Here is an 18,559-nt window from a genome sequence, read left to right as displayed (position 1 = left end):
AGCACCGGCGCCCCCTTCGACGGGCACCGAACACTCTTTCACCAGGCGGCGTACGGCACCCACCGTCATCTGCTGCACCCGATCACCAGGCCGTCACGATAACAACGTCAACGCCTTTGCCGAGGACCGTCCCATGTCCACACAGTCATCGACCACCGCTGCATCGAACAAGGAAGCGTCGTCCAACGCGACCATCGCCAGCGACCAGCCCGCCCAGGAAAGCCTGCGGGTCCATCCTGCCGACAATGTGCGTGTCGCCCTGCGCGACCTGCCCCAGGGGCACCGCATCGACGAGGGTGCCGACACCCTGACGCTGGTGGAAGCCATCCGCCACAAGCACAAGTTCGCCCTCGAGGATCTGGCCGTCGGTGACACCGTCACCATGTACGGCGTCACCGTCGGCCGGGCCACCCGGGCGATCGCCCGTGGCAGCGTGATCCGCACCGACAACCTGGAGCACTTCACCCACTCGGATACCCCGGTCACCCGCCGGGAACACTGGCAGGCACCGGACGTTTCCGCCTTAGAGGATCACACCTTCGATGGCTTCCATCGTCCGGACGGTGGCGTGGGCACCGCCAACCTGTGGCTGGTGGTGCCGCTGGTGTTCTGCGAGAACCGCAATATCGAGGTGCTTCGCCAGTGTGTGGCGGACGCCCTGGGTGACGACCCTTTCCGCGACTACAAGCAGATGGCACGCCAGATGCTTCATGGCGATAGCCCGAGCCATGTGACCGAGCCTCCCTCCTCGCCCTTTCCCAACGTGGATGGCGTGCGTTTTCTGACCCATACCCTGGGTTGTGGCGGCACCGACGACGACGCCCAGGCGCTGTGCAACCTGCTGGCGGGCTATATCACCCACCCCAACGTGGCCGGCGCCACGGTGCTGAGCCTTGGCTGCCAGAAGGCCCAGATCGCCATGCTCAAGCAGGCGGTGGCAAGCAAGGACCCGCAGGGCCTGCGCCCGGTGCACTACCTCGAGCAACAGGCCAGCACCAGCGAAGACGCCTTGATCGAACAGGCCCTGGGCACCATCTTCGATGGCCTGCGCGAGGCCAACCAGGTGACCCGCCAGCCGGCGCCGCTATCGGCCCTGCGCATCGGGGTGGAGTGCGGCGGGTCCGACGGCTTCTCGGGTCTGTCGGCCAACCCGGTGGTGGGCGGTGTCATCGATCGCCTGGTTGCCCTTGGCGGCAGCGGCATCCTCAGCGAATTTCCCGAGCTCTGCGGGGTCGAGCACGAACTGCTGTCGCGCTGCGTCGACGACGCCACCGCCGAACGTTTCTCGTCGCTGATGCAGGCCTACCAGCGCCACGCCGACGCCGTCGGCGCGAGTTTCTCGATGAACCCCTCGCCGGGCAATATCCGCGATGGTCTGATCACCGACGCCATGAAGTCCGCCGGGGCCGCCAAGAAAGGCGGCGACAGCCCGGTGGTCGAGGTCCTCGACTACACCGAGACCGCCACGCGACCCGGCCTGGCGCTGCTGTGCAGTCCCGGCAACGATGTCGAGTCCACTACCGCTCTGGTCGGCTCCGGCGCCAACCTGGTGATCTTCACCACCGGGCTCGGCACGCCCACGGGTAACCCCGTTGCACCGACCCTCAAGGTCGCCAGCAACTCGGACCTGGCCCGCCGCATGGCGGACATCATCGACTTCGATAGCGGAGCAGTGATCCGGGGCGAGGCCTCCATCGACGAGCTCGCCGATGACCTGCTGGCGCTGTGCATCGAGACCGCGTCTGGGCGCTACACCACCCGCGCCGTGGGGCTGGCCCAGCACGACTTCATTCCCTGGAAGCGCGGGGTGTCCTTGTGAGCGTTCCTGTGAAAGAGCCTGTGAGCTTCCCTTGAGAGAGACTGGCAACATGCAAAACGCAACCACCGTCACCCTGATGCAGTTCGGCATCGGCCGTTTTCTGCTGGCCCACGTCGACCTGTTCGCCAGCCAGGCCCGGGACGAACACGGCAGTGATATCCGTATCATTGCGGTACAGAGCTCAAACCGTGCGGCCGGGCGAACCAAGGCCCACGCCCTGGCCAGGGACCCGGTCTACCCGGTCAAGATGCGCGGCCGACGTGATGGCGAACTGATCGATACCACCCATCAGGTCGACAGCATCACCACCGCGCTGGTTGCCAGCGAAGCCTGGGCAGAAGTGGAGCGGCGTTTTCGCGATGAGGTAACTCACGTGGTCTCCAACACCTCCGAGGCGGGCTATCAGGTCCCGGCGGGCGATGGCCCACGGCGGGACTGCCCCGAGAGCTTCCCCGCCAAGCTGACGCACCTGTTGAAGACCCGCTTCGACGCCGGCCGTCCCGGCGTCACCCTGCTGCCATGCGAGCTTCTGACCGACAACGCCCTCAAGCTCAAGGACGTCATCCTGGAATTGGCACAGGCCCACTACGACGACGATGGCTTCATGGCATGGCTCGAGCGGGACTGCGTGTGGGCGGTGACCCTGGTGGACCGCATCGTCTCCGCCGAGCTGGATCCGGTGGGCGCCGTCGCCGAGCCCTATGGCCTCTGGGCGATTCAGCAAACGCCCGGGCTGGTGATGCCGTTCTCCCACCCGGACGTACATCTGGTCGACGATATCCGTCCCTTCGAGCGGCGCAAGCTGCACCTCTTGAACCTGGCTCATACCTGGCTGGTCGCTCGCGTCATGGATCTCGGTCTCGGCGAGGAGGTGACACTGGTTCGCCAGGCGATAGACGACCCCCGCCTGGGAGACGAACTGGAGAAGATGCTGCGCCAGGAGGTGGTACCGGTGCTCGATCAGGAACTTCCGGGCATGGAACTCGAGGACTACGTCGACAGCATTCTGGATCGTTTCCGCAATCCATGGCTGGACCACCGACTGGCCGATATCGCCCAGAATCATCCCCAGAAGCTGGAGCGAAGGCTGGCGCCGGTGGTACAGATGGCCGCCCGCCAGGGTCGGGACGTACCACGCCTGGCCAGCGCTTTCCCCTCGACGGCTTCCGCGTCGACCTCGTCCCTGTCCTCGACCTGACAACGTCCTGGGCAAACTGGCGGATCACTCCAACAAGGCACCCTTCAATAACACGCCGCCGCCGGATGTCATCCGGCGGCGGCGTATGGCTACGGCTCACGTTTCTGGCCCAAGGCCGTTCTCGCTGCCCGGTGCAGCACGCGAGTTTCCGCTCCCTCAGGCTCAGGCGTCGTCCTGGCGACTCTTGAGGCGTTGCTTGAGCTGCATATAGGTGCCGTAGTGACGATCGAGGTGCCGTCGCATGGCGGCCTCGGCGGCTTCCGGGTCCCGGGCGGCGATGGCCTCGACGATCTCGGTGTGGGCCTCCAGGGCAGCCAGGTCCTCCCCGGGCTGCTGCAGCGCCAGGGCGCGACGGTCATCGAGCCACTCGGATAGTGCCTGATGGATGGCGTCGTAGATGGGGTTGTGCCCGATACTCGCCAGGACGCCATGAAAGTCGTTATCGGCCCGCTTGACGGCGGCTTCATCGCCGATCACCGAACGCTGATGAGCCAGAGCGTCGCGCAACGCCTGGATCTCCTCATCGCTTGCGTGCTGCGCCGCCTGACGGGCCAGCGCGACCTCGAAAAGCGCCCGGGCCTCCTGAAAGTACTGCTGCCCTTCGGGTTTGGCCAACAACTGCCGGGTGACCCCGGACAGCCTCGCCATCACGGCCTCGGCGGTGGGCCGGATAACCCGTGCCCGGGTGCCGCTGTTGATCGCGATCAAGCCTAGCTGCTGCAGGTAGAACAGCGCCTCCCGCACCGCCGGGCGCCCGACCCCGAACTGCTCCATCAATTCACGTTCGGACGGCAATTGATCGTTCTCGCCCAGCCGCCCTTCGAGGATTTCAGCCTCCAGTTGTTCTGCCACCTGCTCGGACAGCGTCTTGCGCTCCACCCGATATTTGCTCATCGACGCGGGTCTCCCTCGATCCATCACCCGGAGCGTCTCCGGGACACGGCGCACATGGTACTGCAAGGCGCACCCCCTGGGCAGCAAGGCGTCACTGCGGCACACTCACCCCCCGGGCCAGGCCAAGCCTCGACGGCGCTCGGTCAGTGCTCGGTCAGCGCCGTCAGCGCAAAGCGCTCGGCGATCTGGCGATACTGATCGCGCTGGGCATGGTCCAGGGGAATGCCGGTCTGCTTGCGCTCATCGCGGGTCTGCCACTCGCGATCCCCCGGCGCCAGCACCCGCTGACCCTCTACCGGCGTCATCTGGCGCAGATCCTTGAGGTACTCGGCCAGGCGACGCTCGAAGGCGCTGCGCTCCTCGAAGGCGCCCGGGTCCATCACCAGAAAGAAGTGGCCGACGCCGCGCGGAGTCGACATGTCCGGCCCGCCCATCGGCAGCACGCGAAAACCGTGGACCATGTTGGCCAGGGTCGAACTCAGCACCTCGACCATGCCACCGAGCCCGGCCCCCTTGAAACCGAAGCCGGCGCCACCTACCGGCAACAAGGCGCTGACCTGGCGGGCATCGGTGGTCGTGCTGCCGTCGCTGGTCGCGGCGATGTCCGCCGGCAAGGGCCGTCCGATGGCCGCATACTGCTGCACCCGATTCATGGGCACCGAGCTGGTGGCCATGTCCAGCAGATACGGATCCTCGCCGGCCACCGGTGCAGCGAAGGCGATCGGATTGGTGCCGTGGAAGGCCCGCTGACTACCGTGGAGCAGGACGAACGGATCGGAATTGCAAAAGGCCATGCCGAGCATGCCCTGCTCTGCCGCGGCGAGGGCGTAGCAGCCGGCGGCACCGAAGTGCGACGAGTTGCCGACCGCCACCGCACCGATGCCGACCTCCCGGGCCATGCTGACGGCATGATCGATGGCCCGATACCCGGCCAGGTGGCCGAAGCCATCATCGGCGTCCAGTACCGCAGTGCCGGCCAGACGCTGCTTGATGCTCGGCGTCGGGCTGCCCTTGATCCGCCCGCCTTGCAGGGCGTTGAGGTAGTGCGGCAATAGCCTCAGGCCGTGGCTGTCGGTGCCCATCAGCGAGGCCGTGACCAACGCCTTGGCCACCGCTTCCCGGGAGGCCTGATCGGCGCCGGCAGCCGCCAGCGCCTGTTCGATAAAGCGATGCAGATCCTTGTAATCGACCCGACAGGCCTCGTATTGACTGGCACTCATGGGGATTCCTTGTGAGGGGGATAAGGGCCGCAAGGCGCGCGCCGATCGCTCGGCGCCGCCTTGACTCGGCCATACCGCGTCACCGCCGCAGCGGCGACCCGGGACTCAGCGGTAGACCAGCGTCGGCAACCACAGCGAAATCGCCGGAATGAAGGTCACCAGCAACAGCGCCACCACCAGAGGGATCAGGAAAGGCAGGGTGCCGCGCATGCACTTCTCGAAGGAGATATGCGACACCCGCGACAGCACGTAGAGCACCATGCCCACCGGCGGGGTCAACAGGCCGATCATCAGGTTGAGCACCATGATCACACCAAAGTGCACCGGGTCCACCCCGGAGGCCACCGCTACCGGCAGCAGCACCGGCACCAGGATGGTAATGGCGGCGATGGTCTCCATGAAGCAGCCCACCACGATCAGCACCAGATTGATGATCAGGAGCACGGCAATGGGATTGTCCTGGAAGGGCCCCAGCAGTCCCATGACGTGCTGGGTGACCTGGTTGCTGGTCAGGATCCAGGCGAAGATCGAGGCGCCGGCAACGATGAACAGGATCACCGCGGTGGTCTCGATGGTTTCCATGCTGACCTTCAACAGTCGCCGCCAGGTCAGGGTACGGTAGACCAGTCCCCCCAGAATCAGCGCATAGACCACCGCCGCGATCGCCGCCTCGGTCGGGGTAAAGGCACCGGTGACGATGCCGCCGACGATGATCACCGGGGTCAGCAGCGACAGGAAGGCCCGCGAGAACGTCTTGCCCAGCACCGAGACCGAGAACCGTGCATCGCGCTGGTAGCCGCGACGCCGCGACAGCCAGGTGATCATCACCATCAGCGTCAGACCCATCAGCAGGCCCGGCACCAGGCCGGCGGCGAATAGCTGCCCCACCGAGACCGACGCCATCACCCCATAGATCACCATGGGCAGGCTTGGCGGAATGATCGGGCCGATGGTCGAAGACGCTGCGGTGATGCCTACGGCGAACTCCTGATCGTAGCCGGCGTCGCGCATGGCCTTGATCTCGATGGTGCCGAGGCCACCGGCATCGGCCACGGCGGCACCGGACATCCCCGAGAAGACGATGCTGGCACCGACGTTGACGTGGCCCAAGCCCCCACGCATCCAGCCCATCAGCGCCTTGGCGAAGTCAAAGATGCGGGTGGTGATGCCGCCGTTGTTCATCAGGTTGCCGGCGAGGATAAAGAAAGGGATCGCCAGCAGCGGGAAGCTGTCGATGCCATTGACCATGCGGTGCACCACGACCACGTCGGGCACGCGTCCTGTCAGCAGAACGTACATCAGGCAGGAGCCGGCCAGGCTGATGGCGATGGGCACCCCGCAGACCAGCAGGGTGAACAGGGCGGCAAACAGAAACGAAAGGTAGTTCTCGAAAAACGCCAGCGCGATGCAGCCGACGACCGCCAGTGCCGCCACCACCGGGGGCACTGGCGATCCGCGCCGGGCACTGATCATTGCTTCAGTCATGGGGTTGTTCCTTGTTCGAGGCGCTCAGTCGTCTTCATCGCGACACATCAATTCACTCTCGCCGGTGCGCCAGTGACGCACCGCCAGTTGGATCGAGCGCACCAGCATCAGCACCACCCCGAAGAGCACCACGTAATAGAGCAGACTCTTGGGCAGGTCCACCGACACCATCATCGAGTTGGTGCGCTGGGCCAGCTGCCAGGTGATCCAGGCCAGCATGCCGAGAAAGGCGATACGCACCAGATCCACCAGGGTCCACATGACCCGGGCGGTGGGCTCCGACAGGTAGCGATAGAAGAATTCCACGGCGATATGCGAGCCCTTGCGGGCGGCCATGGCGCTGCCGAGAAAGCCCACCGCTACCAGCAGGTAGCGGGCGATCTCCTCGGTCCAGGCGATGGAGTTGCCGAGCACGTAGCGACTGAAGAACTGAACAAAGACGTCCAACGCCAGCAGCCAGAAGACCACCAGCGTCAGATAGTCCTCGATGCCGTAGTCACCCGGTCGGATCCGGTCGTCGTCATCGGGCACCTCGAAGGCGCTGGTGGTCTCGTGTTCGACGCCAGGGTCACTCACGTCAGATCGGGTCATGAAGGATCTCCCGAGGGAGGGCGCACGGCGCCCTCCCCTCCGTCGTTTACTGGCCGATAGCCTGGAGGCGATCGTAGGTTTCCTGGTCCCAGGTCGCCGCGTCACCGTTGTGAGCCGGCATCACCGCCTCGCGGAACGGTGCGGTGTCGACCTCGTTGACGGTGACGCCCTGCTCCTCGAACCAGGCCACAAGGTCCTGCTCCTGCTGCACGATGTCGGCGGTGATCTTCTCGCCGGCCTCTTCATAGACGTCGCGGAAGATCTGCCGATCCTCTTCGGACAGGCGATTCCACAGCGGACCGCCGGCAATCGTGATCAGGGAGTCGGTGATATGACCGGTCAGGTTGATGACGTCCTGCACCTCGTAGAAGGCCTTGGCCTTGATCGTGGGCAGCGGGTTTTCCTGGGCGTCGACGACACCCTGCTGCAGGGCCAGATAGACCTCGGCGAAGGCGATCGGCGTGGGATTGGCGTCGACCTGCTCGGGGAACATCATGTACATCGGCGCATTGGGGACGCGGATCTTCAGGTCCTGCATGTCCTCCGGCGTATTGATCGGCTCGTTGGACGTGGTGTGGCGCTTGCCGTAGTAATTCATCGCCAGCGGCACGTTGCCGGTAGCGTCCTCATAGCCCTGGGCGATCTCGGCGAACAGGTCGCTGTCGACGTAGGCCTGCCAGTGATCGAAGTCACGGAACATGTAGGGCGCACCGGCGATGCCGATGGGACCGTAGGAACGGCCGGCGAACTGATTGCCGGTAAAGATGAGGTCGACGGTGCCGAGGCTCAGCCCCTCGTTGATGTCGGCTTCCTTGCCCAGTGAAGAGGCTGGGTGCACCTCCACCGAGTAGCGGCCATCGGTGCGTTTCTCGATCTCTTCGCCGGCCCAGACGGCCCACTCGTGGTAAGGCTCCGAAGTCTCGTAGACGTGGGCGAAGGTCAGCGTTTCCGCCTGGGCGGCCGCCGACAGACTGACGCCGACCATGGCGGCGATCAGGCTACGACGAATGAAGCGGGCGGGCGGCTGGCAGTGATTGGGGCGCATCTTGTTGTTCTCCCGGGCTCTTGTGGCGTGTGGAGTGTGCAAGGTGGATGCACGCAATCGAATCGACAGGCTCCATGCCTGGGCGACTGTATACGTGTCATACCACCGAGACTGAATCTAGTTGTCCCCACTGGCCCATGCAAGGAAGTGACGACGAGACTTTGGTCGATGCTCCACCAACGTCGGCCATGACGAGGTGCCAGTGCAAGGGGGCTTTGCAGGCGTGTGCGGAAGATCATGGCGCCTACCCACAGGACCTGGGACTTATCCTGCATCGCCCTGACATCACCGGCCTGAGCCTGGTCCCGCAGACGCTCGCCCTGGACGCCAGCAGCCTGCCGTCAGACTCGCTGGCCGGCGAAACGAGGCGACCTCACCTATGCTCCAGTAAGCCACGACGCGATCCCCAGAGGATCCCTTCGACGAGCCCGGAGACACGCCGTGACCGACAATGCCTATCTTACCCCTCGACTCACCCTGCGCGTGGGCGTGACCGGGCACCGCCCCAAGGACCTGGCGGAGGCCGACCATGATGCGCTGGGCAAGGCGGCCCAGGACATACTCGAACGCCTCGCCACCGATACGCGCCGGCTGGGAGAACAGGCCGAACCCGGCCTCTATGCCGATGAGCCTGCCTGCATGCGACTGGCCAGCGCCATCGCCGAGGGAGCCGACCGGCTGGTCGCCGAGGCGGCGGCCTCACGTGGCTACGAGATCAACCTGATCCTGCCCTTTCGACGTCGGCAATACGCCGACGACTTCGATGGCGACGCCCTGGCCGACTACTGGCGCTGGTTCGAGCATCCGGCGGTGACCAGCTGTACCGAACTCGACCTCGGCGAGCCCGGCGATCAGCGGGAAGCCGGTTACGAGGCGGCCGGCCATCTGGTGCTGGCGCATTCCGACGTATTGCTGGCGGTATGGGACGGCAAGCCCTCCCGAGGGCGTGGAGGTACCGCCGAGATCATCGACGAGGCACGCCTGCGTGGCCTGATCACACTGCGGCTCGACCTGCAGGGCCAGTTGCACCTGTGGGTCCCCCGAGAACACGTCGTCGAGCCCCTCGACGACGGCGACTGGAAAGCCCTGACGCCAGGTGACATCAGCCAGCTACTGAACGACCGACTCGAGCAGCTGCTGTTGCTGGGCCGCGGCCCCGACGACGCCAGCTGCCCGCTCAAGGGCCTTGGCGACTTTGCCCGCCAGTCCCCACGGCCGCGCACCCGTCACTGTGTTCATGAGTGGCTGCGTGCCCTGCTGGTGCGCGACGTACCCTTCGCCGCATCGGTCGACCTCGGGCTTGAACGTGAACGCAGCGGAGCCTGGAAGGAAACACTCAGAGCCGCACACCATCTTGGCGGTGATAGCTACGAGGCGACCCTGGACCAGCGCCTGCGACAACGCTGGATCGCCGCAGACAATCGCGCCATCGACTACGCTCACCGCTTTCGCAGCGCCTACACCACCAACTTCCTGCTGGCAGCGCTCGCCGTGCTGGTAGGTCTGCTGGCGGTGCTGGCGTGGGACAGCAAGGGCGTCAAGGCGCTGCTGGTCAGCACGGAGCTTGCGATCATCGCCAGCATCCTGCTCATCACCTGGCTCGGGCGTCGTGGGCAGTGGCAGAGCCGCTGGCTGGCCTACCGCAGCCTGGCCGAGGCGATCCGACCGGCACGGCTATCGCTGCTGATCGGTACCTCACCCGTCGGCGCCGCCGAGCCGCCGGTGGACAACGGTCGCTTCGACTGGATTCCCTGGTACGTGCGCTGCTCACTGCGGGAAATCGGCCCACCCGACGCCGTCGTCTCCGGTGATAGCCTCAGGCGGGCCCTGGACGTGGCCCTGCACGAAGAGATCGACGGCCAGATCGGCTATCACCAAAAAACCGCCGAGCGCCTGGAGACTCAGGACGATCGCCTCGAGTACCTGGCGAAGGGGGCGCTCTGGCTGACGCTGGCCAGTGGCGTCCTGTACCTGGTGTGCTATCTGGTCTACCTCAACGGTCCGGCACTTCCGGTGGAGCTCTACAAGCCCGTAGCCACCCTGCTCGGCGGCTTTCTGCCGGTGCTGGGCGCGGCCATCTTCGGCATCCGCGCAACCGGCGATCTACGTGCCGCCGCTCAGCAGTCCCGGCGCATGAGTCAACGCCTGAAGCGCCTGGGCAGCAAGCTGACCTCTCGCCTGAACACACCGGAGCGCCCCGTGGTCCGTCGTCTGCTCGGTCAGCTGCAACTGACGATGGCCGACGACCTCAAGGTCTGGAGCATGATCTACAGCGAGCGGGAGCTGGTGCCCGGATTCTAGGACCGTCGGAAAAGTACCTGCTGACCTGGCCGCCTTGAACACGGGATTCATGATCGAGAGACACCAGATTTTTGCCGCTCTGTTTGGCGCCGAAGCCGTTGCCAAGACGACAGCGGCTATCTAGGGTGAAGACAGCCCCCCGGCCCCTGCTGCACCACCGGGGCTTCTGAAGCGGTAGCCCCAATACAGGCGGAGGCCTGCATGGACCGAGATCGCTGGGAGACATTTCTCGAGAAGCACCTCACGCCTGCAGACCAGGCCTTTCCCAGCGTGCCGCCCGTCCCGGGGGACTGGAAGACGCTGTCCCCCGAGGACAGTCTGCCGCTGTTGCTGGACCTGACCCAGGCCCAGCTCGCCGACGATATCCGGCCCACCTGCGAGTGCTTTACCGCCCTGGCGATCCGCGCCATGCCGCTGTTGTGCTATCGCCGCCATCTGCTCTGCGACGTCCTGCTGGAGACCGAAGAAGGCCCCGGCCTGTTCGCCTTCATCTATGGCCAGAGCGGGGTCTGGCCGCTGGACCTGACCAGCAAGGCGCTGTTTCGACTGAACAGTGTCCATGGAGACCCCGCCACCTCCCCGGCCGCGGCGCTGGAATACCTGCACCTGTTCACCGGGTTCATCATCGGAGGTGCCGAGAGCGGCCGTTTTCGTGTGCTGGAATCCGCCGACTATTTTCCCTGGGTCGATGCCGATCCGCCGCCTCAGGCGCTCGATGCGGTCCGTCAGGCGCTGTCCAAGGTGAGCTATCCCCCCCGTGTGGTATGCGCCAACGACGAAGCCGACGCGCCAGCCCCCATGACCTTGCACAGCGGGGATCTGGCTGAACAGCGCTCCCTCAACAGCGACGTCGACAGTCCGGTCGTCGCCTGGCACATCCAGGTACCGGTGGTCTACGGGCGCTCGCTGTGGGACTGCGACTTCACGGTGCTGCGCGACGGCGAGGTCCACATGGAGGAGGACCGCACCCTGCTCGACGATCTGCCGCTGCGACTGGAACGCTTTATCGGCGCGGTGCGCCTGCCCTGAATCAGCTTACCTGCGCTGAGCCCCCTTGCCTGCCCACGAGGACCCCACACCATGACCCTGGTACCGGATGATTCGCCTCTGCCCCCTCGTCGCCTGCCGTCATCGGTGGAGGGGGACGGTCTGCTGGTGGGCTGGTCGCTGGAGCAGGGTCAGCCTCATCAGCCGTTCGGTTTCCGCATCGGGGCGCCAAGCACCAACGCGAACCAGGAGCAGCTCGATCCGATCCTGTTCGAGGGCAGCGGCCATCTGATGACCATTGCCCCCACCGGCTCGGGCAAGGGAACCGGCTGCATCATCCCCACCCTGCTGCGTTATCCGGGGCCGGTGATCGTGGTCGACCCCAAGGGCGAGAACGCGGCGGTGACCGCCCGTCGCCGCCGCCAGATGGGCCACAGGGTCATCGTGCTCGACCCCATGGGCATCACCGACCTGCCGGCAGATCGGCTGGACCCCACCGACATCGTCATCCCCAATTCACGCACCGAGCTCGATGACATCGCCATGCTGTCGGAGCTGATGATGGAGTCACACGGCTTCGACGGCCGTGACCGCTTCTGGCTGCAGCGCGCCCAGCAGGTGCTCAATGGTCTGCTGCTCTACCTGATCCGCAGCCAGCCGGAACAGCGCAAGGGGCTGCTCGGCAAGCTACGCAAGATGGTCAGCCAGGATACCGAAGAGCTGGCCAAGCTGGCCGAGCGCATGCGCCAGATGCAGGATCCGGACCTGGAAGCCACCGCCGCCAGTCTGACTCTGCCGGCCGAGACCACCCTGGCCGGCTACATGGCCTTCGCCCAGAACAGTCTCGGCTTCCTGCGCGGTGAAGCGGTACTGGAGGCTACCCAGGACTCCACCTTTTCGCTGGACGACGTCACCCGCGGGGAACTGGTGTCGATCTACCTGGTGATTCCCCCCGAGAAGCTCGAATCCCACGGCCGCCTGCTGAGACTGTGGATCGGCGTACTGATCGCGGCGGTAGTGCGCCGACGCCGGGCGCCAGCGCTGCGTACCCTGTTCCTGCTCGACGAGGCGCCCCAGCTCGGTCCTCTGCCGCAGCTGCGACAGGCCATCACCCTGCTGCGCGGCTACGGCCTGCAGACCTGGAGCTTCTGGCAGGACATGAGCCAGTTGCGACAGCTGTATCCCCAGGACTGGCAGACCATGCTCAACAACTGTCGGGTGGTGCAGTCCTTTGGCGTACCCAACATGAACGCGGCGATGGACCTGGCGACCCTGACCGGCTTCCCGCGCCCGGAGGAGCTGCTCGACCTGGATTTCGACGAGATGCTTTTGCTGATCGCCGGCGACGAGGCACGCCTGGCCAGGCGACCGGAATACCGCAGCGACCCGCTGTTTCGTGGCCAGTTCGACCGCAACCCCTTGCACGACAGCAGCCGAGAGATCATGCCCCAGGCGCTGCGTCCGCAACGTCGTCTGCGCAGAGTCAGTCCGGCACGGCCCAAGCCTACGCCACCACCGGTGGTCGATCCTGCCTTCCTGGATCGACTGCTGGCGCAGTGGGCCTGACGCCCGGGACAGGACCCAGCCCATGAGCGACGTCTCCCGCGAGCCCCCGAACGCCACAGCGACCGACCTCCCCCCTCCCGGGACAGCCGGCTCATCCGGTTCATCTGAAAACACCTTTCCGTCGCTGGAACACCCCAGCATCTTTCTTGCGTCACCCGGTGACGTGGCCTACCTGCGCCGCGCCTGCAGGGACGAGATCGAGACGCTGCATCACCAGGCCGCCGACGATCACGGCCTTCGGCTCTACGCCTGGGAGGTCGATACCGCCGAAGACGGTTTCGATGATGCGGTGCCGGCCCAGCAGCAGATTCCCCACCCCTCGGATCCCCTCTGCAGAGGGGTGATCTGCCTTTTCGGTGAAAAGGTCGGTAGCCCTCTGGCAAGCCAGCACCCCATCGATGACCTGCGGGTCCTCGATCCCATCAAGCCCGACGACGGCGGCGATACCCCAGGCCTGGTGATTCCCTGGGATAACGCCTGGGCCGACCGTGGTGGATTCGCCCTTACCGGTTCCACCTTTGAACTGCTGGCCACCCTGGCCTACCGCGAGCGACAGCGCCAGGAGGCATCGGCCGGATCTCGCGCACTGCCACTGCTGCTGTGTCTGGTCGGGCCGAGGGAACTGCTGGACACCACCGAGCCACTGAAAGCCGCCTGGGGCAACTATCGTCACTTTCATGAATGCCAGGACAAGTGCGGAACGGATTCGGCCTGCATCACCCGGCGCCTGGAAGACCGCACCCAGCAGCTCAAGCAACTGATCAATCTGGTTGCCTTCGTGCAACGTCGCGGCCACGTCATTCGTGTCATCGATTCTCAGGACGCCTTTATCGGTGAATTGAGACGTTTCATGGAGCGGGACCTGAACCTGGCCCTGACGGCGTCGGACCGAGACCCCTTCAAGGGTCTGGAGTCCTACGACGTCGGGGACCACGCGCTTTTCTGCGGGCGCTCCGACCAGCGAAGCACCTTGAGAGAGGAACTCAAGCAGCGCTGGAACCAGCAGGACCGGGTCCCCGTGGTCTGGGTCGAGGGCGGAAGCGGCTCGGGCAAGTCGTCGTTCCTGCGTGCCGGCATCATCGGTGCCCTGGTAGCGGACAGCGCCGATCATCGCTGCCTTGATTGCATATTGCGCCCTTCCGACCTGGCCCCGGATAGCCGAGCCACGGACACAGCAAGCGGCGACAGATGCGTGCTGACAATGCTCTTCGACGCCATCGTGAAACGCCTGGAAGGCGCCGGCTGGTGCGATGAACCAACTGCCAGGCGAGCTCGCCGTCTGCTGGGAAGGACGTCAACGGACCTGCGTATCGAAGCCCTGAACGAGGAGTTGTGTCTGCTGCTGGACGCCGCCACCACGCGCCTGGCTCGACCTCCTCGTCTGCTGCTGGGGTTCGACCAGTTCGAGGAGATCGTCGACGCTCTGTATGGCGAACAGCAGGAAGCCGAGTTCTGGGATCCGCTGGTGCAGTGGCTCCACGCGGCCCATTCATGCCGCGCCCTGGCCCCGCGTCTGGGCATCTTTGTCACCCTCCAGGGAAACCGTCAGGAGCTGGTGGAGCGCGACAGTCTGCTCAACGAACTCCATGCCACTGGCCAGGTAACGAGGATGTCGTTTCCTCCTGACAACAGTCTCGACGAAATTATTCGCAAGCCCTTTCGGCTGACCGGACGCCTGGCCATCAGCGACGCCCTGGTGGCCCGGCTCAAGGACAATATCCAGCGGATTCGCGGCCATCATGGTCGAGGCGACGCCCAGGACAGCCTGCTGCCGCTGTTGTCACTGGCGCTGCGCAATCTCTACGAGCACGGCCTGCGGCTCGCCGAAGAAGCCACCATCGCTGACTCGGCGTCCCTGGGTGACGCTATCACCACGAGCTTTGGCCGCAGTGGGGACCGCCAGGCCGACGACGACACCCAAGAGCTCGGCACCAGCGCCAGAGCAGGTTTCACCGAGAGCGCGTCTGGCTCCGAGGCCTTCCAGACCACCGGTCACCTTCGTACCCCCGACGGGGGCGACCGCCAGCGGGAGCCCCCCCTGTGGGTACTGGACACCGCCAACGCCGAGGGCCACGACAGTATCGAAGGCGCCATCACCCAACTCGCCAATGAGGCCTTCGAGCAGGCCAAGGCGGCGTCCGGCGCACTGTGGTCGGATAGCGTCGTCGGTGACCTGCTACGTCGCCTGGTGGATTGGCGCCAGGTCGGCGAAAAGCATTTTACGCTACCCGCCACGGTCTTCCCCGCGGCGGATGCCACAGACGCCTTTCAATTGGCCCGGGCGTTGCGCGAGCGGCGCCTGCTGATCGATGAACGCCACGGGCGTGTCCGCCTGGTCCACGAAGCGGTACTCCACCACTGGCCCCAGGCCAGCGAGTGGCTGGAACGGGAGCGCCCGGTACGCGAATGCGTCCGCCAACTGGTGGGGGAAGCCGAGCACTGTCTTGCCAGCCCGCCGGACGCCGCGCGCTGGAACGCCTATCGCCTGCTCTACCTGGATCGCGCGGCCCGGGTGCTGGCGATCTGGCATGATGTGCTCGGCGAAGGCCCGCCAACGACCAAGGAGCTTGCCCGCCTGCGGGAGTTCTGCCTCACCCTGCTGCTGCTGGAAGCCGATCCTGCAGCGGTGGTCACCCAGAGCCCTCGCAAGCCGACACACCTGATCCTGGCCACCTTCTACCAGCGCGCCGATATCATCGCGGCAATGGTGGCTAGAAGGCCCGAGGCGGTCGATCTACCGCGCAAGGATGGCCGCACCGCGACCTTCTGGGCGGTCTGGAAAAACCGCCTCGACCTGTTGCAACCGCTGCTGGCGGCCGGTGCCGATCCTGACCACGCCGATGAGGACCACTGGCGCCCCGTACACCTGGCGGCACAGGCAGGAGCCGTCGACTGCCTGCAGCGTCTGGTGGAAGCAGGGGCCAGCCTGGACGCACAGCAAGCGCCCCACGGCCAGACACCGATGCACCTGGCCGCGCTCGCCGGCCAGCACAGGGTGCTCGACTACCTGATACAGCAACGCGGCCAGAGCCCCGACCTCACCAACGCCAACCGTCAGACCCCGCTGGAACAGGCGATCGCCAACGATCGAGCCGACACCATCAGCCACCTGATTGCCCTCGGGGCCGACCCGGCAGCCCCCCATCAGACGCACTGGAGCTATCTGCACTTCGCCGCCCGCGGCAATCATGTGAAGGCCGCCGAGGCGCTGGTGGCCCAAGGACTCGAGATCGACGCCAGGTTGGCCAACGACGCCACGCCGTTGCACCTGGCCGCCTACAATGATCATCCGGAAATAGCCCGCTGGCTGATTGAACGCGGCGCCGACCTCGGTGCCCTCGCGCTCGCCGCGGACTGGGGCAAGGAAAGCAGCGCCCGGGAACGGCTGGATGCCTGGCGCAAGGAAGGCGCAAAGGGAGTCCCGTCAGGCAAGCTCGGCGACTTCGAACACACCCCCTTGCACATCGCCGCCGCCCGCGGAGCCACCAGGGTGGCCGAGCTGTTGCTCGAGCACGGGGCCGATCCCGCCGCGGCGATCGGCGACGGCCGCACAGCGCTGCACCTGGCCGCCGAGCACGGCCACCCGGATACCCTGGCCCTGCTCTGCCATACAACTGCCACACTCGACGCCAGAGACCATCGAGAAGACACCAAGGCAGAGCAACCGATCCATCAGACCGCGCTGCAGGCATCGGTGACCGGTGGTCATGTCGCCTGTGCCGAGGTACTGCTACGCGCCGGCAGCGACCCGAACACCCCATTGCACTGGCCTGGTCGCAGCCCCTTTGCCGGCTGGAACCTGGTGCACCTGTGCGCCGATCAGGGACATGCCGAGCCAATCAGGCTGCTGGCTCGCCACGGGGCCGACATGCAGGCCACCACCCCGGATGGACGCACGGCGCTTCACCTGGCCGCCCTGGCCAATCGAGCCGAGGTCGTCACGGCATTGCTGGATCTCGGCGGCGTATCGGTGGATGTCCTCGACAAGCACGCCATGAGCGCCCTGCAGCTCGCCTGCCTCAAGGGCGCGAGCGAGGCGGCCAAGGTCCTGCTCATCGGGCAGGGGGTCATCGAGCAGGCGGACATCGAGCAGGCAACCGAGCCAGGCGTTGCCACAAGAGAAAGCGCCAAGGCGCCCCTAGCCCCCACTCTGCTCCACCTAGCCTGTGTCGGCGGCGCGCTGGACCTGGTCGAGACGCTTATCATGGCGGGGGCAGACTGTGACGCCAGCGACGCCGAGGGCTGGCACCCTCTGCACCTGGCCGTACAGTTCAATCACCAAACCCTGGTCGAACGGCTTGTAGCCGCCGGCGCAGAGGTCGATGCCTGCGCAGAACAGCCAGGCGTCACCGCCTTGCAACTGGCCGCCGAAGGCGGTTACAAGGACATCGCTATCGTGCTGGCAGACGCCGGAGCCGATATTGACATGGCCACTCGTGACCGCGATGCACCGGTGCTGATCGCGCTGTCACTAGGCCAGTTTCCACTGGCGCTGGCCTTGATTCAGCGAAACGCCGATGCGGCCATGCGAACTCGCGACGGACGCAGCGTCGCCCAGGTATACGCTGAACGTCTGACCCGGACATGCACTCGCGACGACGCTGGACGCGCCCTCGAGGACGGCCCGGTGGCCGACCCCAGGATACTTGCCTGGCTCGAAGGCGCGGGTCAGTCCACCGCGGTTATCGAGAAAGCGGTGGCGGCCTTGCGCGCCCCTGCGGCGGATGGGGACCAGGAACAGTGCGCAGGCACCTCGCCCAACGACATGGACCCCGATCCAGCGATTGCCCGCGGCGCTCTCGCCCCGACCCTGGAAGGCAACCCCTGGCAGTACCCCTGGCGGCGCTGCAGGCCGGCATTTGTCGAGTCCCACTGGCCCTGCGGCAGCCGTATTGATGGAAAGCATCTCGCCGACAACAGACTGGTGGCCGACGCCTGCCGACTGCCCTGGTACCCCGACGCCACCCTGATACGCCTGCAACATCCCGACTGGATGCAGGGCCTGGCGCTGTACTTCGTCGAGGAAGGTGCGGCTGGAGACCACGCGCCGCGCCCGCTGACCCGGCTGACCGGTACTGCCCCGCCGATCCACGAGTTGAACGCTCGCCAGCCGATCCAGCTTTGCGCTGCCAATGCGCTCGGCTACCTGCGCTTCTTCTGCTTCTTCGTCAGGGGGCCGGACGGTCCCTTCTATATTGTCGATTCGCTCGAGGATCCGCTGCTCCCGGCCCATCCCGATATTCAGGCCATCGTCGCCGGAAGCTGTCACGCGCCGCGCCAGGACCCGGCCGATGACGAAGACGTCTATCGCTACCTGGCGACGCTCTACTATGCCGACGCCTTTTTTCTCGCCCGCTTCATGCTGAGCGCCAGCGGCAACATCGAGATGCTCGATGACGAACCCATCGCTGCCGGATTGCCCGAGCGCATCCACGCGCCGCTGGACTGACCAA

11 protein-coding genes are annotated in these 18,559 nt (G+C 65.8%); 6 read left to right on the top strand and 5 right to left on the bottom strand.

Annotation, left to right across the window (positions count from 1 at the left end):
• The first annotated feature begins 133 nt into the window (after positions 1-133).
• Both NFI08_RS16610 and NFI08_RS16605 read left to right on the top strand, forming a co-directional pair.
• Positions 134-1,819, top strand: a complete 1,686-nt coding sequence (locus tag NFI08_RS16610) for a UxaA family hydrolase (RefSeq protein WP_108450209.1) — start codon at positions 134-136, stop codon at positions 1,817-1,819.
• Between the two features lie 49 nt (positions 1,820-1,868).
• Positions 1,869-3,017: a mannitol dehydrogenase family protein gene (locus tag NFI08_RS16605; RefSeq protein ID WP_108450208.1), complete on the top strand. Its 1,149-nt coding sequence runs from the start codon at positions 1,869-1,871 to the stop codon at positions 3,015-3,017.
• A 162-nt stretch (positions 3,018-3,179) separates the two neighbouring features.
• On the opposite strand, the gene nanR is transcribed toward NFI08_RS16605, so the two are convergent.
• The 5 genes from nanR to NFI08_RS16580 form a co-directional block, all read right to left on the bottom strand.
• Entirely contained in the window at positions 3,180-3,911 is a 732-nt protein-coding gene (gene nanR, locus NFI08_RS16600) for a transcriptional regulator NanR (protein WP_108450207.1), read from the bottom strand.
• A 143-nt stretch (positions 3,912-4,054) separates the two neighbouring features.
• Positions 4,055-5,131, bottom strand: a complete 1,077-nt coding sequence (locus tag NFI08_RS16595) for an Ldh family oxidoreductase (RefSeq protein ID WP_349590817.1) — start codon at positions 5,129-5,131, stop codon at positions 4,055-4,057.
• 105 nt (positions 5,132-5,236) lie between these two features.
• Positions 5,237-6,616 (bottom strand): TRAP transporter large permease, encoded by a 1,380-nt coding sequence (locus NFI08_RS16590; RefSeq protein WP_108450206.1) that lies wholly within the window; start codon positions 6,614-6,616, stop codon positions 5,237-5,239.
• A gap of 24 nt (positions 6,617-6,640) precedes the next feature.
• Positions 6,641-7,207 (bottom strand): TRAP transporter small permease, encoded by a 567-nt coding sequence (locus NFI08_RS16585; RefSeq protein WP_108133178.1) that lies wholly within the window; start codon positions 7,205-7,207, stop codon positions 6,641-6,643.
• A 46-nt stretch (positions 7,208-7,253) separates the two neighbouring features.
• Positions 7,254-8,252, bottom strand: a complete 999-nt coding sequence (locus tag NFI08_RS16580) for a sialic acid TRAP transporter substrate-binding protein SiaP (protein ID WP_045995038.1) — start codon at positions 8,250-8,252, stop codon at positions 7,254-7,256.
• Positions 8,253-8,693: 441 nt separating this feature from the next.
• Here NFI08_RS16580 and NFI08_RS16575 point away from each other — a divergent pair, with 441 nt between their 5' ends.
• The 4 genes from NFI08_RS16575 (at position 8,694) to NFI08_RS16560 (ending at position 18,555) form a co-directional block, all read left to right on the top strand.
• Positions 8,694-10,553, top strand: coding sequence for a hypothetical protein (locus NFI08_RS16575; RefSeq protein WP_349590812.1), 1,860 nt, complete (start codon positions 8,694-8,696; stop codon positions 10,551-10,553).
• Between the two features lie 201 nt (positions 10,554-10,754).
• A complete protein-coding gene (locus NFI08_RS16570; protein WP_349590809.1) occupies positions 10,755-11,582 on the top strand; it encodes a hypothetical protein in 828 nt (275 codons plus the stop codon).
• Between the two features lie 51 nt (positions 11,583-11,633).
• Entirely contained in the window at positions 11,634-13,106 is a 1,473-nt protein-coding gene (locus tag NFI08_RS16565) for a type IV secretory system conjugative DNA transfer family protein (protein ID WP_349590806.1), read from the top strand.
• A 22-nt stretch (positions 13,107-13,128) separates the two neighbouring features.
• Entirely contained in the window at positions 13,129-18,555 is a 5,427-nt protein-coding gene (locus NFI08_RS16560; protein WP_349590803.1) for an ankyrin repeat domain-containing protein, read from the top strand.
• Positions 18,556-18,559: the final 4 nt, after the last annotated feature.

It is taken from the genome of Halomonas sp. EF61 (assembly GCF_040147045.1).
GTDB classification, from domain to species: Bacteria; Pseudomonadota; Gammaproteobacteria; order Pseudomonadales; family Halomonadaceae; genus Halomonas; species Halomonas litopenaei.
This window is presented reverse-complemented; position numbering and strand designations above follow the sequence as displayed.